Genomic DNA, 16,900 nt, shown 5'->3' on the forward strand with positions numbered 1-16,900 from the left:
CGGTCATATTTGAATGCATAGCTTTCTAAAAAATGCCTTCTAATCGTGCTTGGCACAAATCAGAAGGCATTCTCTTGTTCAATTTAAAAATCATTCAGCAACTCCAACCCTATTATTCGGCTTCTCAATCACGATCAGACAGGTGCTGTCTGGCAAAGAAACCTGCCGGCCCTGCTCATCCATGAACTCAACACGTCTAGACAGCGCCTCGGCATAGCCCTCCTGTAAATAGTGGCGGCTCACGCGGATAATCGCTTGTGATCCAAGTGTGCTACGAATACACTCTTCATACTGTGACGGGGTAAAATAACCAAACTGCTCCTGCACTTCATGCACATAGGCTTCCGCTCCCCATGTATAGGTATAGAGAAATTCCATCGCATCGTTCACTGGTAAAACAGCCTCATGCTCCCCCACACGCTCTATTTCAATGTGGCGACCTGCAAAATCTTGCGCATACCGTATCAGCCATTCCATTCCATCCGGCTCCAAGAATCGAATTCGTCTGCGCTGCTCTACTGGTTCGGTCATAATCCCGTCACGAATGATGATACGCCCGCCGGGTGCAAGCACACGATAGGCGCTCTGCAGAGCTGCCTCCACTGTTTGTGGATTGAACCGAATCCCATCTCGTTCAATGTAGGAATAGAGCTCGTGAAGAATCGAAGAGAAGATGACCGTGTCCATACTCCCCGTTTCCACATATTCCTCTAACTGAAGCGCATCCCCTTTGATGACATCCCAACGATGGCGCTCCAATTGCTTTTTACGTTTAAGTGCCTCAATGACATTTACAGAAATATCAAGACCTAATGGCTTCGCATCTGGTCTTTCCTGTTCGATCAGATCCAGCAGTACGCCCCCGCCGGGTCCAATATCCAGTATGCGGGTTCCAGTCACATAATCTAAAATGACCCTTTTGTAATCTACGGTCTGGTTCATATCTGTAAGGTACGTTTCCTCATTGTGAAAGCGATCATACGCATCGCGCCGTAATCCGAACAGATCGAACAGCAGCAGGACTGCTTTGTCATACAGAGGCGTTTTTTCTGCCTCAATACAAAAGTCAATCAGTTTCTCAGCCGCAGATGAAAATACAAAATTAAAAAATACAGTACTCGGCAGCTCTTCTTTATGCTCCACGATCACACTCAAATGAGGATTATGCTTCCGTTTTCCTTTTGAAATGTCCTGCCAAGACAGTGCACTTAAATATTTTTCTATCATTCGTTTTTTATATACGTTAATTTTCTTGACACCACGATAGTCATAGTACATCGTATTCATGAGCGATTCGAAACTGATATGGCGAACGGTCGCAGGCTGTTCCTGCCCTGTGCCATCCCTTAATGTGAGTAAAAATACCTTTACCAGTTCTTGAAGTGAAAAATCCTGCAAAGCTGATTCTACATACCAAAGTGTCCGATTCTCCAACGGAGCCAGCGCCTTCTCTACATTCAACTCCCGCTCTAGTTCTGTGTAAGCCTGCTCGAACGGCTCCCCTTCATGAATGGAAACCGACCGTAATCTTTCCAGTCGCTCCTTTACACTCCAGACTACAGGTGCGTTATCCCATGCAATCCAGCCGATCAGCTGCTCCACTTCACTGCGTACTTGGTCCCATAATGCAGGTTCCACCCCGGCGATAATACACTCGTTCAGGGCCCGTAAAACAAGCTCCAGTTCCTCAGGGCTTAGCCAGCCCTTACGAGTAATTTCAAGCAGCAGTCGATTTTCAGCAAAAGGAATTTCCCCCCGTATATATTGCCCGATCAATCCATGCGTCTCAATCAGAATTCGGGTCATGCTATTGCGCGGGTAAGCAGGGGACTCCGCTTGGGCCTGTCTGACATACAGTTGGGAGGATCCGATATTATGTACAAATAAATTAATACCCTCATGCTGCCAGCGTAGCCGTTCGCGGACTGTGCCTCCTTTGGCTGTCTCAGACCATACCAATACATCCTCCAGTAGCTCTTTAACCCAGAATGACAATGGAAGTCCGTCCAAAATAAGCAACGTACGCTCCACGTAATCCAGTACAGGATTGGCATCCTTTAACTCACCTATAGATCGAATGCGTTCCAAATTTACAATACGCTCCTCAGCCGAAACAAGCAGCTTTAACCAAGTCGGTGTATCCCAGGCCAGATCATTTTCTTTCCTGTAATTAGCAATGGCTTTTAACGATTGCAACATTTTTCTCACCTCGTGTGATTCGGATTCGGTATGCACAGGAGACTTTGAATAAGACATTTGGATTAAAACCTTGTATATACTACACTTTACCATACATTTGTAACTTCCACCTCGTGGAAAATATTAAACATTTGTATCAATCAACCGCTTGACATACTTTCCAAACGCATACATAACCCTCAAGTGCACTAGACAGTGCCACATCAGACAAAACAAATGACCGTAACTTCCATATAAGGAATTACGGTCAGCCTGTTTATTTCCATATACAGTTTAACGACACGACTCCCACTACCTCCATCTTCCGAACTTATCATTCTGGACTTCGTTAACCTGTCCAAAAAATACCTGCATGATCTATTTCTACCTGTTCGAGCTGTTCTTCAAAGCACGGATTAGGTGCAATCTCTTTTACACACTGCCAGCTTTCAGCTTCTTGCCGGGCATATACATGCCAATGATTTTCTTCCCAGCGAAATTGGACAATGTCCGTGCGATCCCACAACTCAGTTTCATTAGAAGGCCTTTCCTCCATCAAGATCAAACAGTTATCCTCTATTTGATAAATGAGCCGCACGTCAGAACGTACGTAGCCTGGCACCTTTAGCGCAATATAGCCATTCAGCAGGTATTCAACCTTTTTAACGGTAAACGGATCGATCCGTTCGTTCACGAGATTTCCACCCCTTGATCAATTCGTAAATATTACGATTTAAATATAGCAGAAATCGAAGTTTTTGAAAAGAGTCCTTCATGCCGTCCCAAAATCAAAAAGATATCCTCCAGCCTGAAGGCTCAGAAGATATCTCATTACTCTTGTTATACGCAGCCGAATCATAATCCCCTATGATTTCTAGAAAGTTAAAGTGCCACTGTGCAACACGTCAACCATCTATAATAGATTTCGCTTATTTATCAACAGAAACGCCATCTGGTACTGGAATACCAAAATCAGGTGTTCCATCTTCTTTCCAGTAGAACGGCTGCACACGTGTATGACGATTCGGATCATACAGCGGGTCGCCTGTAATTTCCTTGTAATTCCGGGCGTGATATACGATTACATCGCTACCATCAGCAGCAACCGTAAAACTGTTATGACCTGGCCCGAATTGTCCTGTTTCCTCATGGGTGCAGAATACCGGCTGAGGTGATTTCGTCCATGATTTCGGATCAAGTAAATCCGCATTCTCATCTGCCGTCAACAGACCCATGCAATAATTGTGGTCTGTGGCGCTAGCTGAATAACTGATAAAGATCCGCCCGTTCCGTTTCAGAACCGCTGCTCCTTCATTCACCTTAAAACCGATGATTTCCCAATCATATTCAGGAGTGGAGATCATCACCTGCTCACCCCGCAACGTCCATGGATTGCTCATTTCGGAAATATACAGATTGGAATTACCGACGATGTCAGGGTCCTTCTGAGCCCACACATAATACAAAACTCCATTATGCTGGAAGGTTGTCGCATCGAGAGCGAACGTCTCCCAACGGGTTTTGATCTGTCCTTTTTCCACCCATTCCCCTTCCAGAGGATTAGCTGAATCATTTTCAAGCACGAACATCCGGTGGTCGAACAGGCCTTCCTTCGTTTCTGTTGTACGAGCTGCTGCAAAATAAATGTACCATTTGTCGTTTATATAGTGAATTTCCGGTGCCCAAATGTTCGCACTTAACGGGCCCGTTTCATATTTGTGCCACACTGCGACAGGCTCTGCTGTACTCAAGCCTTGAATAGTACTTGCTCGTCGAACCTCAATGCGGTCATACTCTGGTACAGATCCGGTGAAATAATAGTATCCGTCACTATGCTTGTAAATCCAAGGGTCTGCCCGTTGCTCAATGACCGGATTATTAAAGGGTACAGTTTGATTCATGGTTATTCTCTCCTCTATGTGTAGTATGTAGTTCATACAATTAATCGCTGATACGCTTTCCCCAAATGGAAATTCCCTTTTCATTCATACCCGTGAAAATTAAAGTATGGCGACCAAGCTCCCAGTCCCATGAAGGAAGCAATAACAATTCTTCCTTAGTTCCTTCGGATGTATTGCTCCAATCCATTGTTAGAGTACGCCTGCCATCAAAGCTCCAGTGACCTTCAAGAGAACCGCTAGTTGCCCGCCCTCCATCTTCTAGACGGAGCTGTTCAGCTTCCACCTGGCCGTCTACTTCCTGCTTTATCACGATGCGCTCCCAGTTGCCGGATAATAGCCTTTTGGGTATATCCTGCTCCTTTTCGCCGGCATAGCGCTCTGGAGAGACGACCGGCCAGCCCTCTGTCGTCCACAATATTCTGCGTACATGCAGGTACGGCCAGCTCTTGTCCGTTTCTCCTCGCGCATGATGTACAATATAATAATCCGCACCGTCCTTCAGGACAGAATTGTGACCTGGCGCAACCCAGCCTTCTCCTTCGCTGAACCGATAACCGCCCAATACCTTGTTTCCAATCTCGTATTGAGGCAAATAGTTGGTATCTGCCATATCATGTCCATTCATGTCCACATAAGGGCCTGTGATAGAATCTGAACGGGCAACGCGAACATTGTAGTCCTCAAACAAAGAATCATACGAGACGAACAAGTAGTATTTACGGAACATTGGATTGTACACAATGTATGGTCCTTCTACAGCACCGTCCTCAGTTGCCCGATCTCTGGCAGCGATATTTTTACCATAGCCAGATTCTTTGAGCTTTCCAGTCTGGGGATCAAGCGGTGTAATATAAATACCGCCGAAAAAAGAGCCGTATACCATCCATGGATTACCCTCTGCATCCAGCACCGGATTGGCATCAATCGCATTCAGCTTGTCATGCTCTTTCGTTTTAACGACCAGCCCCTCATCCTTCCAAGGGCCTTCCGGGGAGCTGGATGTCTGCAATCCGATCGCAGACCGTGTGCTGCCAAAGGTAGAAGCAGAGTAATACATCCGATAGGTATCACCCATCTTGATGACGTCCGGTGCCCACAGATTGGTTGCCGATGACCACGATTCTGCTTCCTTTGGAATGCCGGGGAGTGCATACTGCACCCAATTCCAATGAATCAGATCAGTCGATTTGCGTACCATGACACCGGGTCTCAATTCTCCACCTGTCTTTACATCCGTTGAGTAGACATAATAGCCTTGATCTGTTTTGATAATCGCCGGGTCATGTGCATTGTTAATGGTCCAGCGCTGTTCATCGTTAATCGTACTTTGATCATACAAGTGATCGGGAGGCGGAGCCTGCGGATACACAGGGTCCGGAGTGTTATCCCCACAGCCAGATAGACCCAGCATGAGCAGCATAACCATAACTGTTATTCTCCTCCTTCCTTTACCCATTACATATTGTAACTGCCTTACATCATTCATGCGTACCCTCCAAGTGTCAATTAACCTTTGACACCCGAAATAGCAACCGATTCAATAATTTGTTTCTGGAAGATCAAGAATATAATCAGTACAGGTAACAAGGCTATTATTGATGCTGCCATTATAAGCGGATAGTCCGTCTGAATGGCGTAAGTCGCATTAAAATTCGCGATAACCAGTTGCAATGTCTGCGTTTCTGGTGAGTTCAAGTAAATAATCGGTGCCAAATAATCGTTCCAAATCCCCATGAACCATAAAATAAGCTGTGCCGCAACTGCTGGCTTAATGAGCGGGAACGTAATCGACGAATAGAGTCGGAAATAAGAACTTCCGTCAATTTTCGCAGCTTCGATAATGGCATCCGGTACACTAAGCAAGTACTGCCGCAGGAAAAAGATCATAACTACATTTCCGAACAAACCCGGAACGATCAGAGGCAAAAGTGTATCAACCCAGCCAAGTTTGGAAAACATCATAAACTGTGGAATCATAACCGTTGGGTATGGAATCATCATAGATGCGATGAGTGCCAAAAACAGTTTGTTTTTATGGGGAAATCTCAGCTTAGCAAATGCAAAAGCCGCCACACTGGATGTAAAGGTACCTACAACGGTAACACTTACAGCTACAATCACGCTGTTCTTGATTCCGCTTAACAAAGGCCCTGCTTCCCAAATTTCCTTATACTTGCCAAACTGGAACACCTCTGGTATCCATACTGGTGGAAGAGCAAAGACATCCTGCTTTTCTTTCACTGAAGTGGACAGCATCCAAAGCAGCGGCGCGATCATCACAATCGCTCCAATCGCTAGTGCAATAAAGATAATGATATTGGTAACTTTCGTTTTTTGACTATGGGACATAATCAGACTCACTCCTTTCCGCGAAAATCAATCCCCATCAAAGGACGATTTTTCATTCATTTTGAATTGAATCAAAGTTACGATAAAAATGAAGATGCCGAGAATCATAGCCATCGCGGAGGCATATCCCATTTGCAGGTTTTTAAATGCCTTATCCCAAATATAAAAGACGATTGAGGCGGATGAGTATTCCGGACCCCCTGTAGGTGTCATAATGTTCATTTCAGTAAAGATTTGCGAACCACCAATGATATTAGTTACGACCAGGAAAAAAGTTACTGGTTTCACCATTGGCCATGTAATATTGCGGAACATTTGGAATCCGCTAGCTCCATCTAGCTCTGCTGCTTCATAATAAGAGCGAGATACGCTTTGCAGGGCTGCCAAATATAGCAGCATCGTATATCCGAGACCCTTCCAGACGGTCATGAGGATCAAGGCCGGTTTGACCGTATCCTTATCCATTAGCCAGTTAGGACCCTTAATACCGAATATTTCGAGGAATTGGTTCACCAAACCATAGTCCCCGTTGTATGCCCAGTTCCACATAATAGAAACGGCAGCCAACGAAGAAATAACCGGGATATAGTAAATCACACGAAATGTTGTCGTACCTGGAATCTTGCGATTCAAACCTAGTGCCAGCAGTAAAGCTAGTACAAGACCGATTGGAATACCTAGCATTAAGAAAAGAGTATTGTACATCGATTTATAAAAGAGCTCATCGCTAAATAAATCTTTAAAATTGTCGAGACCAATAAAGTTCATTTGTCCCAATCCGTCCCAGTCTGTAAAAGAGCCGTATAATGAATAGACAAACGGGAATAACGTAAAGATTAGCAGACCGAGAATAGGTGGAAGAATAAATAAGTATCCATATACCTTCTCTTTGCGGTAGAGATTAGATTTGGTTATCACAGGGCTCACCTCTGTTTCTAATTTGGAATGAAGATGATGTTAGCAGCATGATATTCAGCCACTAACATCATCCTTTTTTCCTCTATTTACGCATTATTTCTGTGATTTTTTCTCTTGCTCCACCGCTTTATCCAGCAGTTTCTGCATCTTCGGTTGTTCTTGTTTCACATAATCTGCCGCCGTAATTTTACCATCCAGCACAGGTTGAATATCTGTGAAGAAAATATCGTACCATTCTGCATTATACGTATAGTTGCCTGGTAATGAGCGTCCATAGTCATTTACGATATCAATAAATTCTTGTTTATTGTTAGGCTTGGTTTTCGTATCTTTGGACCATTCATCAGCCATGTCCAGCAGATTCGGAATTTGTACCTTGGCATCTACGAGCTGCTTCATTCCTTCTTTAGAAGTCGTCAGATAGTTAACCAGTTCAACAGCTTCATCCGGGTATTTTGTTTTAGAGGAAACGCCGATACCCAGAGAACCGATCCATGTTGCTGATTTGCCAGTCGATCCGGCTGGGAACGGCAGTAAATCATATTCGAATGGCAGTTTTTCAAATGTACTCATATCCCAAGGACCAACCGGGAAGAATGCCATTTCGCCCTTCATCCAACGTTGGTATGTGTCCAATGTTTGTGATTGTTCAATACCAGGTGTGATTTTATATTTGTTTTGCATGTCAGCAAAGTACTGAAGAGCTTCCGCAAATTTCGGATCATCAATCGTTACTTTCGTTTTGCTCTCATCCAGCCAATCAGCCCCATTACTCCATACAAAGGCTTGCAATGCCCACTGAACGTTAAAACCTGTACCGTATTGATCTGGCTTGCCGTCACCATTGGTATCTTTGGTCAACTCTTGGCTAACCTTGATAAATTCATCCCATGTATACGGTTTGTCTTTGTCAGGCAATGGAACGCCCGCTTTTTCGAACATCGTTTTGTTGTAGCCAAGTGCGAATGGACCTAAGTCCTTCGGCATACCGTAAATATCTCCTTGACCGGCCATTTTACCGTCATAGCGATACAAATCTATACCGTATTTCCAGATGTTATCCAGTTTAATATCCTTGTTCTTCTCAATGTAAGGAGTGAGATTCTTCAATACCCCACTGTTTACATAAGCTTTCACATCTCCAGGGGCAAAGTAAAAGATATCTGGAAGATTATTTCCTGTGATCGCAGCTCTTAGCTTTGTAGCATATTGATCCGCTGCCGTCACGACCATTTTAACCTTTACGCCAGGATGTTCCTCTTCAAATTTCTTGATTACTTCCTTATAAGCCTTTTGTTCATCTGTGCCACCACGGAACATGAATGTCAGTTCCTTACTTCCATCACTACTGGAACTTCCCCCACTACAACCAGCCAGTGCAGCCACCATTAACAACAGAACAACCATTGTTATTGCAAAACCTTTTTTCTTTATCAACGCGACCCCTCCTAAATTTAAATGAAACCGCATACATTTAGTGTTAAAATAACTTCATACCACTCGGCCTAATCTTTAACTGTGCGGTACACAACCCGTTGTTGATTGCCGCTGTGATTATCATCCCTCTCATGTACCATATAATTAACATTTTACTTTATCAATAATGAATTCGTTTACAAACAAAATATAGCATGCCTTTCCTCGGTTCGTCAATGTATTTTTCAATCTTTTTAAATAATTATAAAACATAGATTAGAGTAACATGGAAAGCAAAATTAAATCGTATTTAAGTTAACTTTTATCGAAATAATCAGTGATAAAGCTTAAATACGATTTATTTTTGAAGTAATTCTTAATTCGGAGTTTAATTTGCTCCCCTCTTTATTTAGTAAAAAAAAATTTACAAAAAAGCAGTTTACTTCTTTTTGATTTTATTTTAACATAAATCAAAGTAAATATATAAGCGCTTACATCACAATTTTTATAGATAAGGATGGTCTATAGCTATGATTTATATTAAGGACTTAATGTCAGGATTAGATATTTTTAAAGCACTGGGTTCAGAAATCCGCATTCAAATTCTCGAGTTACTTGCCTACCAGGGACAAAGTATGAATGACATTGCTAACAAACTTAATTTGAGCAACGGTACCATTACAATGCATATTCGAAAATTGGAAGAATGCGGCCTTGTGGAGATCAATACCGTGAGCGGCAAGCACGGCACCCGAAAAATGTGCTATTTGAACAAGGATAAACTGATGGTAGATTTGCGCAGTAGAGAACAAAAAAATGTGTATGAGGTTGAGATTCGCGTAGGTCATTATAGTAACTATCAAGCGTCCCCCACTTGTGGATTGGTGACCCGAGACAGCATTATCGGCGATTTTGATGATCCACGCTATTTTGCAGATCCCGGGCGGCTGGAGTCGGAAATGATCTGGATGGCTGAGGGCTTTTTGGAATACCGTATCCCCAACTATCTGAAAGCGAATCAATCCTTTAAAGAAATTCAATTCTCCGCAGAACTGGGCTCAGAAGCACCCTGCTATTGTGAGGAATATCCCTCCGACATTTGTTTTCACATTAACGGTATCCCTATTGGGCACTGGACCAGCGCCGGAGATTTTGGAGAAGTGCCGGGGGTTCTCAATCCAGATTGGTGGCCACCGCATCTGAATCAATATGGTATGCTCAAATTAATTCGCATCAATCAACAAGGCAGCTTCATTGACGGGTGCCGCATTTCCGAGGTCACAATAGATGATATTAACCTTAACTATAAAAGCGACATTACACTCCGTCTATCTGTAACCGATGAATCAGAAAACAAAGGAGGACTCACTATTTTTGGCAAAAGATTCGGGAATTTCAGTCAGGATCTGCTTGTGCGCGTGCTTTACGATGTGCATGGGGAGGACAACGCCAACTCCTGACTCGCCACATGTAAAAATAGGCCGAAGCCTGTATTCATGGAATACATGTCCTCGGCCTAAACATCCTGATCCTCACTTAAAGAGATATAGATCAATAAATAAAAAATGACTGCTATCCCAAACACCAGCCAGCAAAAGGACAGCAAATGAAGCCTAGGTCCAGCATATACTCCCCATCTCCAAATATCCGTAAGGAGCACCAGTGGCTGCAACAACACATCCCAGCTATTCCAGCGAGCAAATCTGCCTATATATACGCCTATGCTGTCCAGCCACAACAACACCAAAACTACAGCCCATGCGAGCCCCTTTGAACAAATCCTCCTCAGCATATGATGGATCACCAACACACAAAGGGATGTAAGAAAAAGGCCAAGCCCTGCTGCTGAAAAAGACGTAAATAAGATTAACCAAAATTGGGTGTTCAACCAAAAACGTGTATCAGGATTCACATCGTAAAAACGAAACGCATGAAGTAACTCAGTCACCAAATAAAGAGCATTCGGCAGAAAAAACAACCATACCATTGAGGAGAAAAATAAAAGAATACTCCTCACTTTTGTACTTCGCAGTCTGGATAAAGCCATCATGCCGAGAGTGATAAAGACCGGAACCCAGGCCAGGAATATATCCCAGTACAGAAATTGATACATCCTCGTTCCGCTTGTGGACTGTAAATACATAATGAGCCCGAAACAGCCCAACGTAGCTACAAGCAGCACTCCCAACAAGCCGGGCAGCTTGTAACCCTTCCTTCTTAACAGCAAGTTTCCATCTACCTCCTGCCTGAGTTACGTATATGCGTCTTTTCTAATCCTAATTTTATAACGCTTTCATATTAAGAAAGAGGGTCTTTGTCTGTTTACTCCACGTTTCGTATGTCCTCAGATACATGGTTTGTTATCGTCAAGGCATCAAAGGTAACAGCACAGCCCTCCCCCACGGGAGATTGAGCAACAACTCCGACTTTTAGCTGGTTAGGAACATTCATCCCAAAATATCTCGCCAGCTTCCAATGCTGACCATCTGATGAATAATGAAATGCAAAGCAATTTCCAGCTCGTGCCACTCGTAAATACGGATTGGACACGTCCATCGCCCCAGAGATACAATCATCAGATGTATCCCGAGTGACCACACTAAGAATAGATGGAGTGTTTTCGAAATATTCAAAACACAGCTTAGCCCAGCGGGTATCATCCGCCATTATCATCAAACATCCTGAATCATAAGGCTGCTTCATATCAACACGAACCCTCGTCCATATTGTAAAATCACCTTGAAGCGTTGTATGCAAAAAGGGTGCGGACGATTTAGTCGCTGCGCCGGACGGATCCCTAAAGAAATCTGCCTGTGAAGGTGCAAAAATTTGCAAAGACTTGGTATCATCAAATCTCCATTCTGTCGGCTCATTGTTCCAGCTCCAATCCGCCGGCAAAACTTCACCGCTAAAGCGTTCAAATACGTTCATATGGATACCATTCCTCTCTGGCAATATAGTCATATAATACATTGAAATCTGGGGCACAATCCCCTTGATACCACTATATACGTTATTTTCCAGTCGTCAATAATGATGATATGTCTTTAAAGTTTATGAAAAAAAGACTTGCCATCCTGAAATGTTGTGCTTATAATTACACCTAACTTGATACAGTAACAAATTTCAATGACGAGAACGAGTAAGCTATACAGCGGATTTGCAGAGAGTTGGGGCAGGTGAAAGCCAACATTCCGAGGGTAGCCGAACGCCATCTCTGAGAAGCGGGCTGAACCTGAAGTAAGCTCTGCCGCCTTTCCAGCGTTAACCGGAACACGTATTGATGGATACGTGAACAGAGTGTCATTTCCTATGGAATGAAACTAGGGTGGTAACACGGGTATAAACTCGTCCCTTTTACAGGGGCGGGTTTTTTTGTTTTTCAAAAAGGAGGAAATCATCATGACAAATGTATCGACAGTAGTATCTATAACCGATTTTTTGACTCCAGCTGTACGGGAAATGCCGCCTTCAGGCATCCGTAAGTTTTTCGAATATAGTACAGGCAGAAAAGATATTGTATCGCTTGGTGTCGGTGAACCCGACTTTGTAACCCCTCAACATGTCAGAAAGGCCTGTATCACAGCACTGGAAAATGGCAAAACATCATACACACCAAATGCCGGTCTTCCTGAGCTTCGTGAGGAGATTGCCGGGTATCTGGAGAGCAACTTCAACACATCCTACAACCCGACAGATGAAATCATGGTTACCATTGGCAGCAGTGAAGCCCTAGATTTGGCACTACGCGCCCTCATCTCAACACACGATGAAATACTCATTCCGGCTCCATGTTATATTTCGTATTCGCCCATCACGTTTCTGAACGGAGGACATACCGTAACGGTTGAAACCTCTGCGAATCAGCAGTTCAAGCTGACAGCTGAGGCACTTCAAGCCAAGCTGACTCCACGATCCAAAGTGCTTATTCTCTGTTACCCGAATAATCCAACGGGTGGGGTGATGACCTATGAGGATTGGCTACCGATTGCCCGCCTGGTTGAGGAGCATAATCTTGTCGTCATATCAGACGAAATTTATGCTGAACTGACCTATGGACAGAAGCATGTAAGCTTCGCTGCTCTGCCAGGAATGAAAGAGCGCACCCTGCTCATCAGCGGCTTTTCCAAAGCATTTGCGATGACAGGCTGGAGGGTCGGCTATGTGTGTGGCCCCAGAGAGTTGATTTCAGCTATGCTGAAGATTCATCAATATACCGCCATGTGCGCTCCTATTATCGGGCAAATTGCCGCTATTGAATCCCTGCGTAACGGGCTGGAGGAAAAAGATCGTATGATGGAGTCCTACAATCTGCGTAGAAAATGGTTCGTTGAAGGCCTATGTCAGACAGGACTGCCATGTCACGAACCAAACGGTGCCTTCTATGCTTTTCCCTCCATTATGCACACAGGGTTAAACTCAGAGCAGTTTGCCAAGCGGTTGCTGGAAGAAGAAGGAGTCATTACTGTACCCGGTTCCGCATTTGGCTCAGGCGGCGAGGGCTTTATCCGCTGCTCGTATGCATCATCGCGAGATCAGTTGGAAATGGCTTTGGAGCGCATTAGCGCATTTTTGAAGCGCCTGTAAATGCGATTTTTCCTATCTTGAAATGAACATGAGTACTGGATGAACCCTACTGTAACAGCTTCTGAATAAGCTTTTTCTGGTGTGCTGGCAAGCCTTCCGGCCATTCCCCTACACGGCAATAACAAATGTCGGAGATTTCGGCGCTTGGTCGGAAAGTACCCGGGATAACCCGGCCTGTGAAAATGAGATCCACACGGTTCGGCGTCTGACCAAACTGGGCTTGTGCTAATGAGGTGATCTCTACCTCCAGCCCGGTTTCTTCTCGGACTTCGCGCTGTAGTGCGATTTCCGGCTGCTCTAGCTCCATCCAGCCACCGGGAATTCCCCATGGTTGCTTCCGATATACGTGCTTTAATAGCAGCACTTCCCCGGCATCATTCGTAAAAATGCCCAACACAGCAATCAAAAATTTGTGCTGCGCCCGATACACCAATGCATTTTTCAATCGAGTGAACGGCGTGTGCTTATACATGAATACAAGCCAATCCCGTGGAATTTTATTTACCAGCTTAGCCAGCATCGTGCACCTCCTGTTGAGCATTACGGCTGTATAACTGAGCATTTTCCGCATCAAAACAAACAAAAATAATCTCATTCAAACCGGCATGTTCACGTACAAAACGTGTCACTTCCTGTATAGCAATATCCGCCGCCTTTTCTTTGGGGAAACGGTAGATGCCTGTGCTGATATTCGGAAAGGCAATGCTTCGTGCATTCAGTTTTAAAGCTAATTGGAGTGCATTATGGTAGCATTTCGCCAATAGCTCCTCTTCCCGATGGTCGCCACCATTCCACACAGGGCCGACGGTATGAATAACATATTGGGCATCCAGCTTGCCAGCTGTGGTATAAACTGCCTCTCCTACGGGACATCCACCCTTCTTGTTTCTGATACTTACACAATCTTCTAAGATAGCCGGACCGCCAGCCCTATGAATCGCGCCGTCTACGCCACCGCCACCCAGCAAGCTTGTATTGGCTGCATTGACAATAATATCCGCCTTACAACGGGTAATATCCCCTTGCATCACACGTATTGTCACGTTTAATAGTTCAATTTGGGTATCCATTGATCCTCTCTCTCTTCTAAAAATCAACTCGTTTATATAGTCATCTTATAGTCTCTACAGGCAATTTCTACTATATCGTCATAGGTTTTCAACATATAGTGCTTTAGATTTTTCCCCCGTGCGCTTGCTATTGTAGCTAATAACGGCGTATCTATAAGCTCATCAAAGCTGCTGCCCTGCGTATATTCCCGTTCAGACATGTGCAAAGCGACGTCCAATTCAATCATGTTGAAGTAGTAGACTTCTGTAAATATCAGTTCATAGGGCACAAAATCATCTGCTGCTTCCGTTGTCAGCCCCCCATTAATCTCTCCCTTTAAAATCAGCTCCTTCTTCGAATAATTCATATGCACATGGTCCAAATAGATCGCATCTCGTCCATACAATACTCCAATCGGGGTTTGAACGGCCTTTATCTGTGGCATCCACGTTACCCTCCCTTCATCTCTATTTCCCATCCAGCAACATAAGTGCGGTCGCAACCGCATGATCCACAAAAGAACGCTCTGGGCGTGATTTCATCATCACGGTAATCCCGATTAACAAAGAGACCAACATATGCGCCAAAGCCCGTGCATCCATAGTCGCCTCAAGCTCCCCAGATTGAATACCACGTTCGAGGGTCTCCTGAAAGACAGCAGAAAGATACATTTGATGTTCTCTAGTTAAAATTTCGAATTTTTCATCATGAGGGGCTAATTCTACCATCGTGTTGATGCAAAAGCATCCCTTATTGGGTCCCTCCTCGTACTCTTCTGCCACCACTCCTCCAAAAAAATTGTAAAATGCTTCTTTTACAGATGAACTATTTTGCAGTTTAGCCCTAACACAAGCTGCATGAGATAGCGTATATTTGCGCAGCGCGGCTTCGAATAATTGCTTCTTGTCTCCAAAAGCAGCGTAAATACTAGGACGCTGAATTCCCATTTTGAAGGTTAAATCGCTTAAAGAGGTAGCCTCGAATCCTTTTTCCCAAAAAATTTGCATCGCTGCATCCAACGCTTGATCTTCATCAAATCCCCGTGGTCGAACCATAAGCAGCTCCTTCTTTTCGTATCGTTCAGTATATTAAGATTGTATGATTACGAAAAGGAACTGTCAAATATGTACAGGATAAACTCTTGACATAACATATATGCACGAGTTATATTGACCTAAATTAATTACATACCAATCGGTATATTATACTTAACGGTATGTAACTTACAGAAAGCGATGTGGTATGTGAAAATGAAGACGTCAGAAGAAAAAGCGGTACTCCTCCCTCATCAAACGGTAGCAAATGCTACCGAAACAGCCCCCATTCCCTCCCTGTCCCGATCTGTGGCACTCCTATTTGCCATAGCCTGCGGGCTGGCTGTCGCTAACATTTACTATGCACAGCCACTGTTGGATGCGCTGGCAAATGAATTTGGCATTACGCACTCATCGGTAGGCATGGTCATTACCATCACGCAAATTTGTTATGCATTGGGTTTATTGCTGCTCGTCCCGCTTGGCGATCTTTTGAATCGACGGCGGCTGATTGCTGGGCAAATGCTACTGTCCGTGCTGGCATTAATCGTGGTTAGCTTTGCTCCTACTCGTACAATACTACTTATGGGAATGGCAATGGTTGGACTGCTGGCTGTAGTTACTCAAACACTCGTGGCTTTCGCCTCTACCTTGGCTAATCCGACTGAACGGGGGAAGGTCGTAGGTCTGGTGACCAGTGGAGTCGTTATCGGCATTCTGCTAGCACGAACCGTGGCCGGTGTATTAACTGATCTGGCAGGCTGGCGTTCAGTTTACCTTGTTTCTGCTATACTTACGCTGTTTATGGCTGTAGCTCTGTTGCGGGTGTTGCCAAAGAACGAACCCACGAGTGCGACACTTTCCTATCCGCAGCTGCTCCGATCGGTTATCTTGTTGTTCGTGCAAGAACGAATTCTACGCATTCGCGCTGTCCTTGCATTGCTCATTTTTATGGCATTCAGCATATTGTGGACTTCGCTTGTGTTACCTCTCAGTGCCCCGCCTCTATCTCTTTCACATACAGCCATCGGAGCCTTTGGCCTGGCTGGAGTCGCCGGAGCATTAGCAGCAGCACGAGCAGGGCGTCTTGCTGATCAAGGCTTGGGACAACGGACGACAGGTATCGCACTCGTTGTATTGCTGCTGTCCTGGTTACCTATCCGCTACACCGAGCATTCTTTGTTCGCTTTAGTTCTTGGCGTAATACTTTTGGATTTGGCCGTACAGGCTGTACATGTCACCAACCAAAGCTTGATTTTCAATGTTCGCCCTGAGGCACGGAGCCGACTTACCGCAGGCTACATGATATTTTATTCCATCGGTAGCGCCACCGGGGCTATTGCTTCCACTCATATGTACATCTATGCCGGATGGAACGGGGTGTGTCTATTAGGAGCTGGTGTCAGTGCTCTGGCTCTCATCTTTTGGGCTGTGACCCGACGTTCAACTTGATGGGGAGAATGCTAT

Annotated in this window: 16 protein-coding genes and 1 other annotated feature; of the genes, 3 read left to right on the forward strand and 13 right to left on the reverse strand. The window is 44.5% G+C overall.

The genetic code is table 11. The annotated features are described in order from the left end of the window. Positions 1 to 90: 90 nt before the first annotated feature. From ACEN8J_RS13160 to ACEN8J_RS13190, 7 genes are all read right to left on the reverse strand, one after another. The gene (locus tag ACEN8J_RS13160; protein WP_318626706.1) at positions 91 to 2,199 is read right to left on the reverse strand and encodes a class I SAM-dependent methyltransferase; all 2,109 of its coding nucleotides are present in this window, start codon (positions 2,197 to 2,199) and stop codon (positions 91 to 93) included. Positions 2,200 to 2,527: 328 nt separating this feature from the next. Next, positions 2,528 to 2,872 carry a DUF3024 domain-containing protein gene (locus tag ACEN8J_RS13165; protein WP_238794840.1) on the reverse strand — a complete coding sequence of 115 codons (345 nt, stop codon included), beginning with the start codon at positions 2,870 to 2,872 and terminating at the stop codon, positions 2,528 to 2,530. A gap of 235 nt (positions 2,873 to 3,107) precedes the next feature. After that, complete coding sequence (locus tag ACEN8J_RS13170) at positions 3,108 to 4,079, reverse strand: glycoside hydrolase family 43 protein (protein WP_029516753.1); 972 nt, start codon at positions 4,077 to 4,079, stop codon at positions 3,108 to 3,110. A 40-nt stretch (positions 4,080 to 4,119) separates the two neighbouring features. Beyond that, positions 4,120 to 5,505, reverse strand: coding sequence for an arabinan endo-1,5-alpha-L-arabinosidase (locus ACEN8J_RS13175; protein ID WP_029516752.1), 1,386 nt, complete (start codon positions 5,503 to 5,505; stop codon positions 4,120 to 4,122). Between the two features lie 80 nt (positions 5,506 to 5,585). Further along, positions 5,586 to 6,428, reverse strand: coding sequence for a carbohydrate ABC transporter permease (locus ACEN8J_RS13180; protein WP_029516751.1), 843 nt, complete (start codon positions 6,426 to 6,428; stop codon positions 5,586 to 5,588). A 27-nt stretch (positions 6,429 to 6,455) separates the two neighbouring features. After that, positions 6,456 to 7,346, reverse strand: a complete 891-nt coding sequence (locus tag ACEN8J_RS13185) for a carbohydrate ABC transporter permease (protein ID WP_013309768.1) — start codon at positions 7,344 to 7,346, stop codon at positions 6,456 to 6,458. Between the two features lie 93 nt (positions 7,347 to 7,439). Next, entirely contained in the window at positions 7,440 to 8,783 is a 1,344-nt protein-coding gene (locus tag ACEN8J_RS13190; protein WP_029516750.1) for an ABC transporter substrate-binding protein, read from the reverse strand. Between the two features lie 509 nt (positions 8,784 to 9,292). Between ACEN8J_RS13190 and ACEN8J_RS13195 the strand changes: the two genes are divergently transcribed. Beyond that, positions 9,293 to 10,222, forward strand: a complete 930-nt coding sequence (locus ACEN8J_RS13195) for an ArsR/SmtB family transcription factor (RefSeq protein WP_029516749.1) — start codon at positions 9,293 to 9,295, stop codon at positions 10,220 to 10,222. Positions 10,223 to 10,278: 56 nt separating this feature from the next. On the opposite strand, the gene ACEN8J_RS13200 is transcribed toward ACEN8J_RS13195, so the two are convergent. Together ACEN8J_RS13200 and ACEN8J_RS13205 are read right to left on the reverse strand one after the other, a co-directional pair. Beyond that, complete coding sequence (locus tag ACEN8J_RS13200; RefSeq protein WP_318626708.1) at positions 10,279 to 10,989, reverse strand: DUF1361 domain-containing protein; 711 nt, start codon at positions 10,987 to 10,989, stop codon at positions 10,279 to 10,281. Between the two features lie 95 nt (positions 10,990 to 11,084). Beyond that, a complete protein-coding gene (locus tag ACEN8J_RS13205) occupies positions 11,085 to 11,693 on the reverse strand; it encodes a DUF1349 domain-containing protein (protein WP_318626709.1) in 609 nt (202 codons plus the stop codon). A 189-nt stretch (positions 11,694 to 11,882) separates the two neighbouring features. Then, positions 11,883 to 12,121 (forward strand) — a binding site (T-box leader). Between the two features lie 43 nt (positions 12,122 to 12,164). Between ACEN8J_RS13205 and ACEN8J_RS13210 the strand changes: the two genes are divergently transcribed. Continuing rightward, positions 12,165 to 13,349, forward strand: a complete 1,185-nt coding sequence (locus ACEN8J_RS13210) for an aminotransferase class I/II-fold pyridoxal phosphate-dependent enzyme (protein ID WP_029516747.1) — start codon at positions 12,165 to 12,167, stop codon at positions 13,347 to 13,349. Positions 13,350 to 13,395: 46 nt separating this feature from the next. Here the strand turns inward: ACEN8J_RS13210 and ACEN8J_RS13215 are convergent, their stop codons facing one another. From ACEN8J_RS13215 to ACEN8J_RS13230, 4 genes are read right to left on the reverse strand one after another with little or no spacing between them, the layout of a single operon-like run. Further along, a complete protein-coding gene (locus ACEN8J_RS13215; protein WP_069011350.1) occupies positions 13,396 to 13,869 on the reverse strand; it encodes an NUDIX hydrolase in 474 nt (157 codons plus the stop codon). Continuing rightward, a complete protein-coding gene (locus ACEN8J_RS13220; protein ID WP_495593561.1) occupies positions 13,859 to 14,419 on the reverse strand; it encodes an O-acetyl-ADP-ribose deacetylase in 561 nt (186 codons plus the stop codon). The genes ACEN8J_RS13215 and ACEN8J_RS13220 overlap by 11 nt, the downstream gene beginning before the upstream one ends. Before the next feature lie 32 nt (positions 14,420 to 14,451). Then, positions 14,452 to 14,844 carry a hypothetical protein gene (locus ACEN8J_RS13225; RefSeq protein WP_165147755.1) on the reverse strand — a complete coding sequence of 131 codons (393 nt, stop codon included), beginning with the start codon at positions 14,842 to 14,844 and terminating at the stop codon, positions 14,452 to 14,454. 22 nt (positions 14,845 to 14,866) lie between these two features. Next, entirely contained in the window at positions 14,867 to 15,454 is a 588-nt protein-coding gene (locus ACEN8J_RS13230; protein ID WP_495593562.1) for a TetR/AcrR family transcriptional regulator, read from the reverse strand. Between the two features lie 195 nt (positions 15,455 to 15,649). Here ACEN8J_RS13230 and ACEN8J_RS13235 point away from each other — a divergent pair, with 195 nt between their 5' ends. Next, positions 15,650 to 16,885, forward strand: a complete 1,236-nt coding sequence (locus ACEN8J_RS13235; RefSeq protein WP_495593563.1) for an MFS transporter — start codon at positions 15,650 to 15,652, stop codon at positions 16,883 to 16,885. Positions 16,886 to 16,900 lie beyond the last annotated feature (15 nt).

The sequence above is a fragment of the Paenibacillus sp. Paensp38 genome (assembly GCF_059491915.1).

Coding starts and splice junctions, on each gene's coding strand:
- ACEN8J_RS13160 (WP_318626706.1), bottom strand. CDS start 2,199: ATGTTGCAATCGTTAAAAGCCATTGCTAATTACAGGAAAGAAAATGAT.
- ACEN8J_RS13170 (WP_029516753.1), bottom strand. CDS start 4,079: ATGAATCAAACTGTACCCTTTAATAATCCGGTCATTGAGCAACGGGCA.
- ACEN8J_RS13175 (WP_029516752.1), bottom strand. CDS start 5,505: ATGGTTATGCTGCTCATGCTGGGTCTATCTGGCTGTGGGGATAACACT.
- ACEN8J_RS13180 (WP_029516751.1), bottom strand. CDS start 6,428: ATGTCCCATAGTCAAAAAACGAAAGTTACCAATATCATTATCTTTATT.
- ACEN8J_RS13195 (WP_029516749.1), top strand. CDS start 9,293: ATGATTTATATTAAGGACTTAATGTCAGGATTAGATATTTTTAAAGCA.
- ACEN8J_RS13205 (WP_318626709.1), bottom strand. CDS start 11,693: ATGAACGTATTTGAACGCTTTAGCGGTGAAGTTTTGCCGGCGGATTGG.
- ACEN8J_RS13210 (WP_029516747.1), top strand. CDS start 12,165: ATGACAAATGTATCGACAGTAGTATCTATAACCGATTTTTTGACTCCA.
- ACEN8J_RS13215 (WP_069011350.1), bottom strand. CDS start 13,869: ATGCTGGCTAAGCTGGTAAATAAAATTCCACGGGATTGGCTTGTATTC.
- ACEN8J_RS13220 (WP_495593561.1), bottom strand. CDS start 14,419: ATGGATACCCAAATTGAACTATTAAACGTGACAATACGTGTGATGCAA.
- ACEN8J_RS13225 (WP_165147755.1), bottom strand. CDS start 14,844: ATGCCACAGATAAAGGCCGTTCAAACCCCGATTGGAGTATTGTATGGA.
- ACEN8J_RS13230 (WP_495593562.1), bottom strand. CDS start 15,454: ATGGTTCGACCACGGGGATTTGATGAAGATCAAGCGTTGGATGCAGCG.
- ACEN8J_RS13235 (WP_495593563.1), top strand. CDS start 15,650: ATGAAGACGTCAGAAGAAAAAGCGGTACTCCTCCCTCATCAAACGGTA.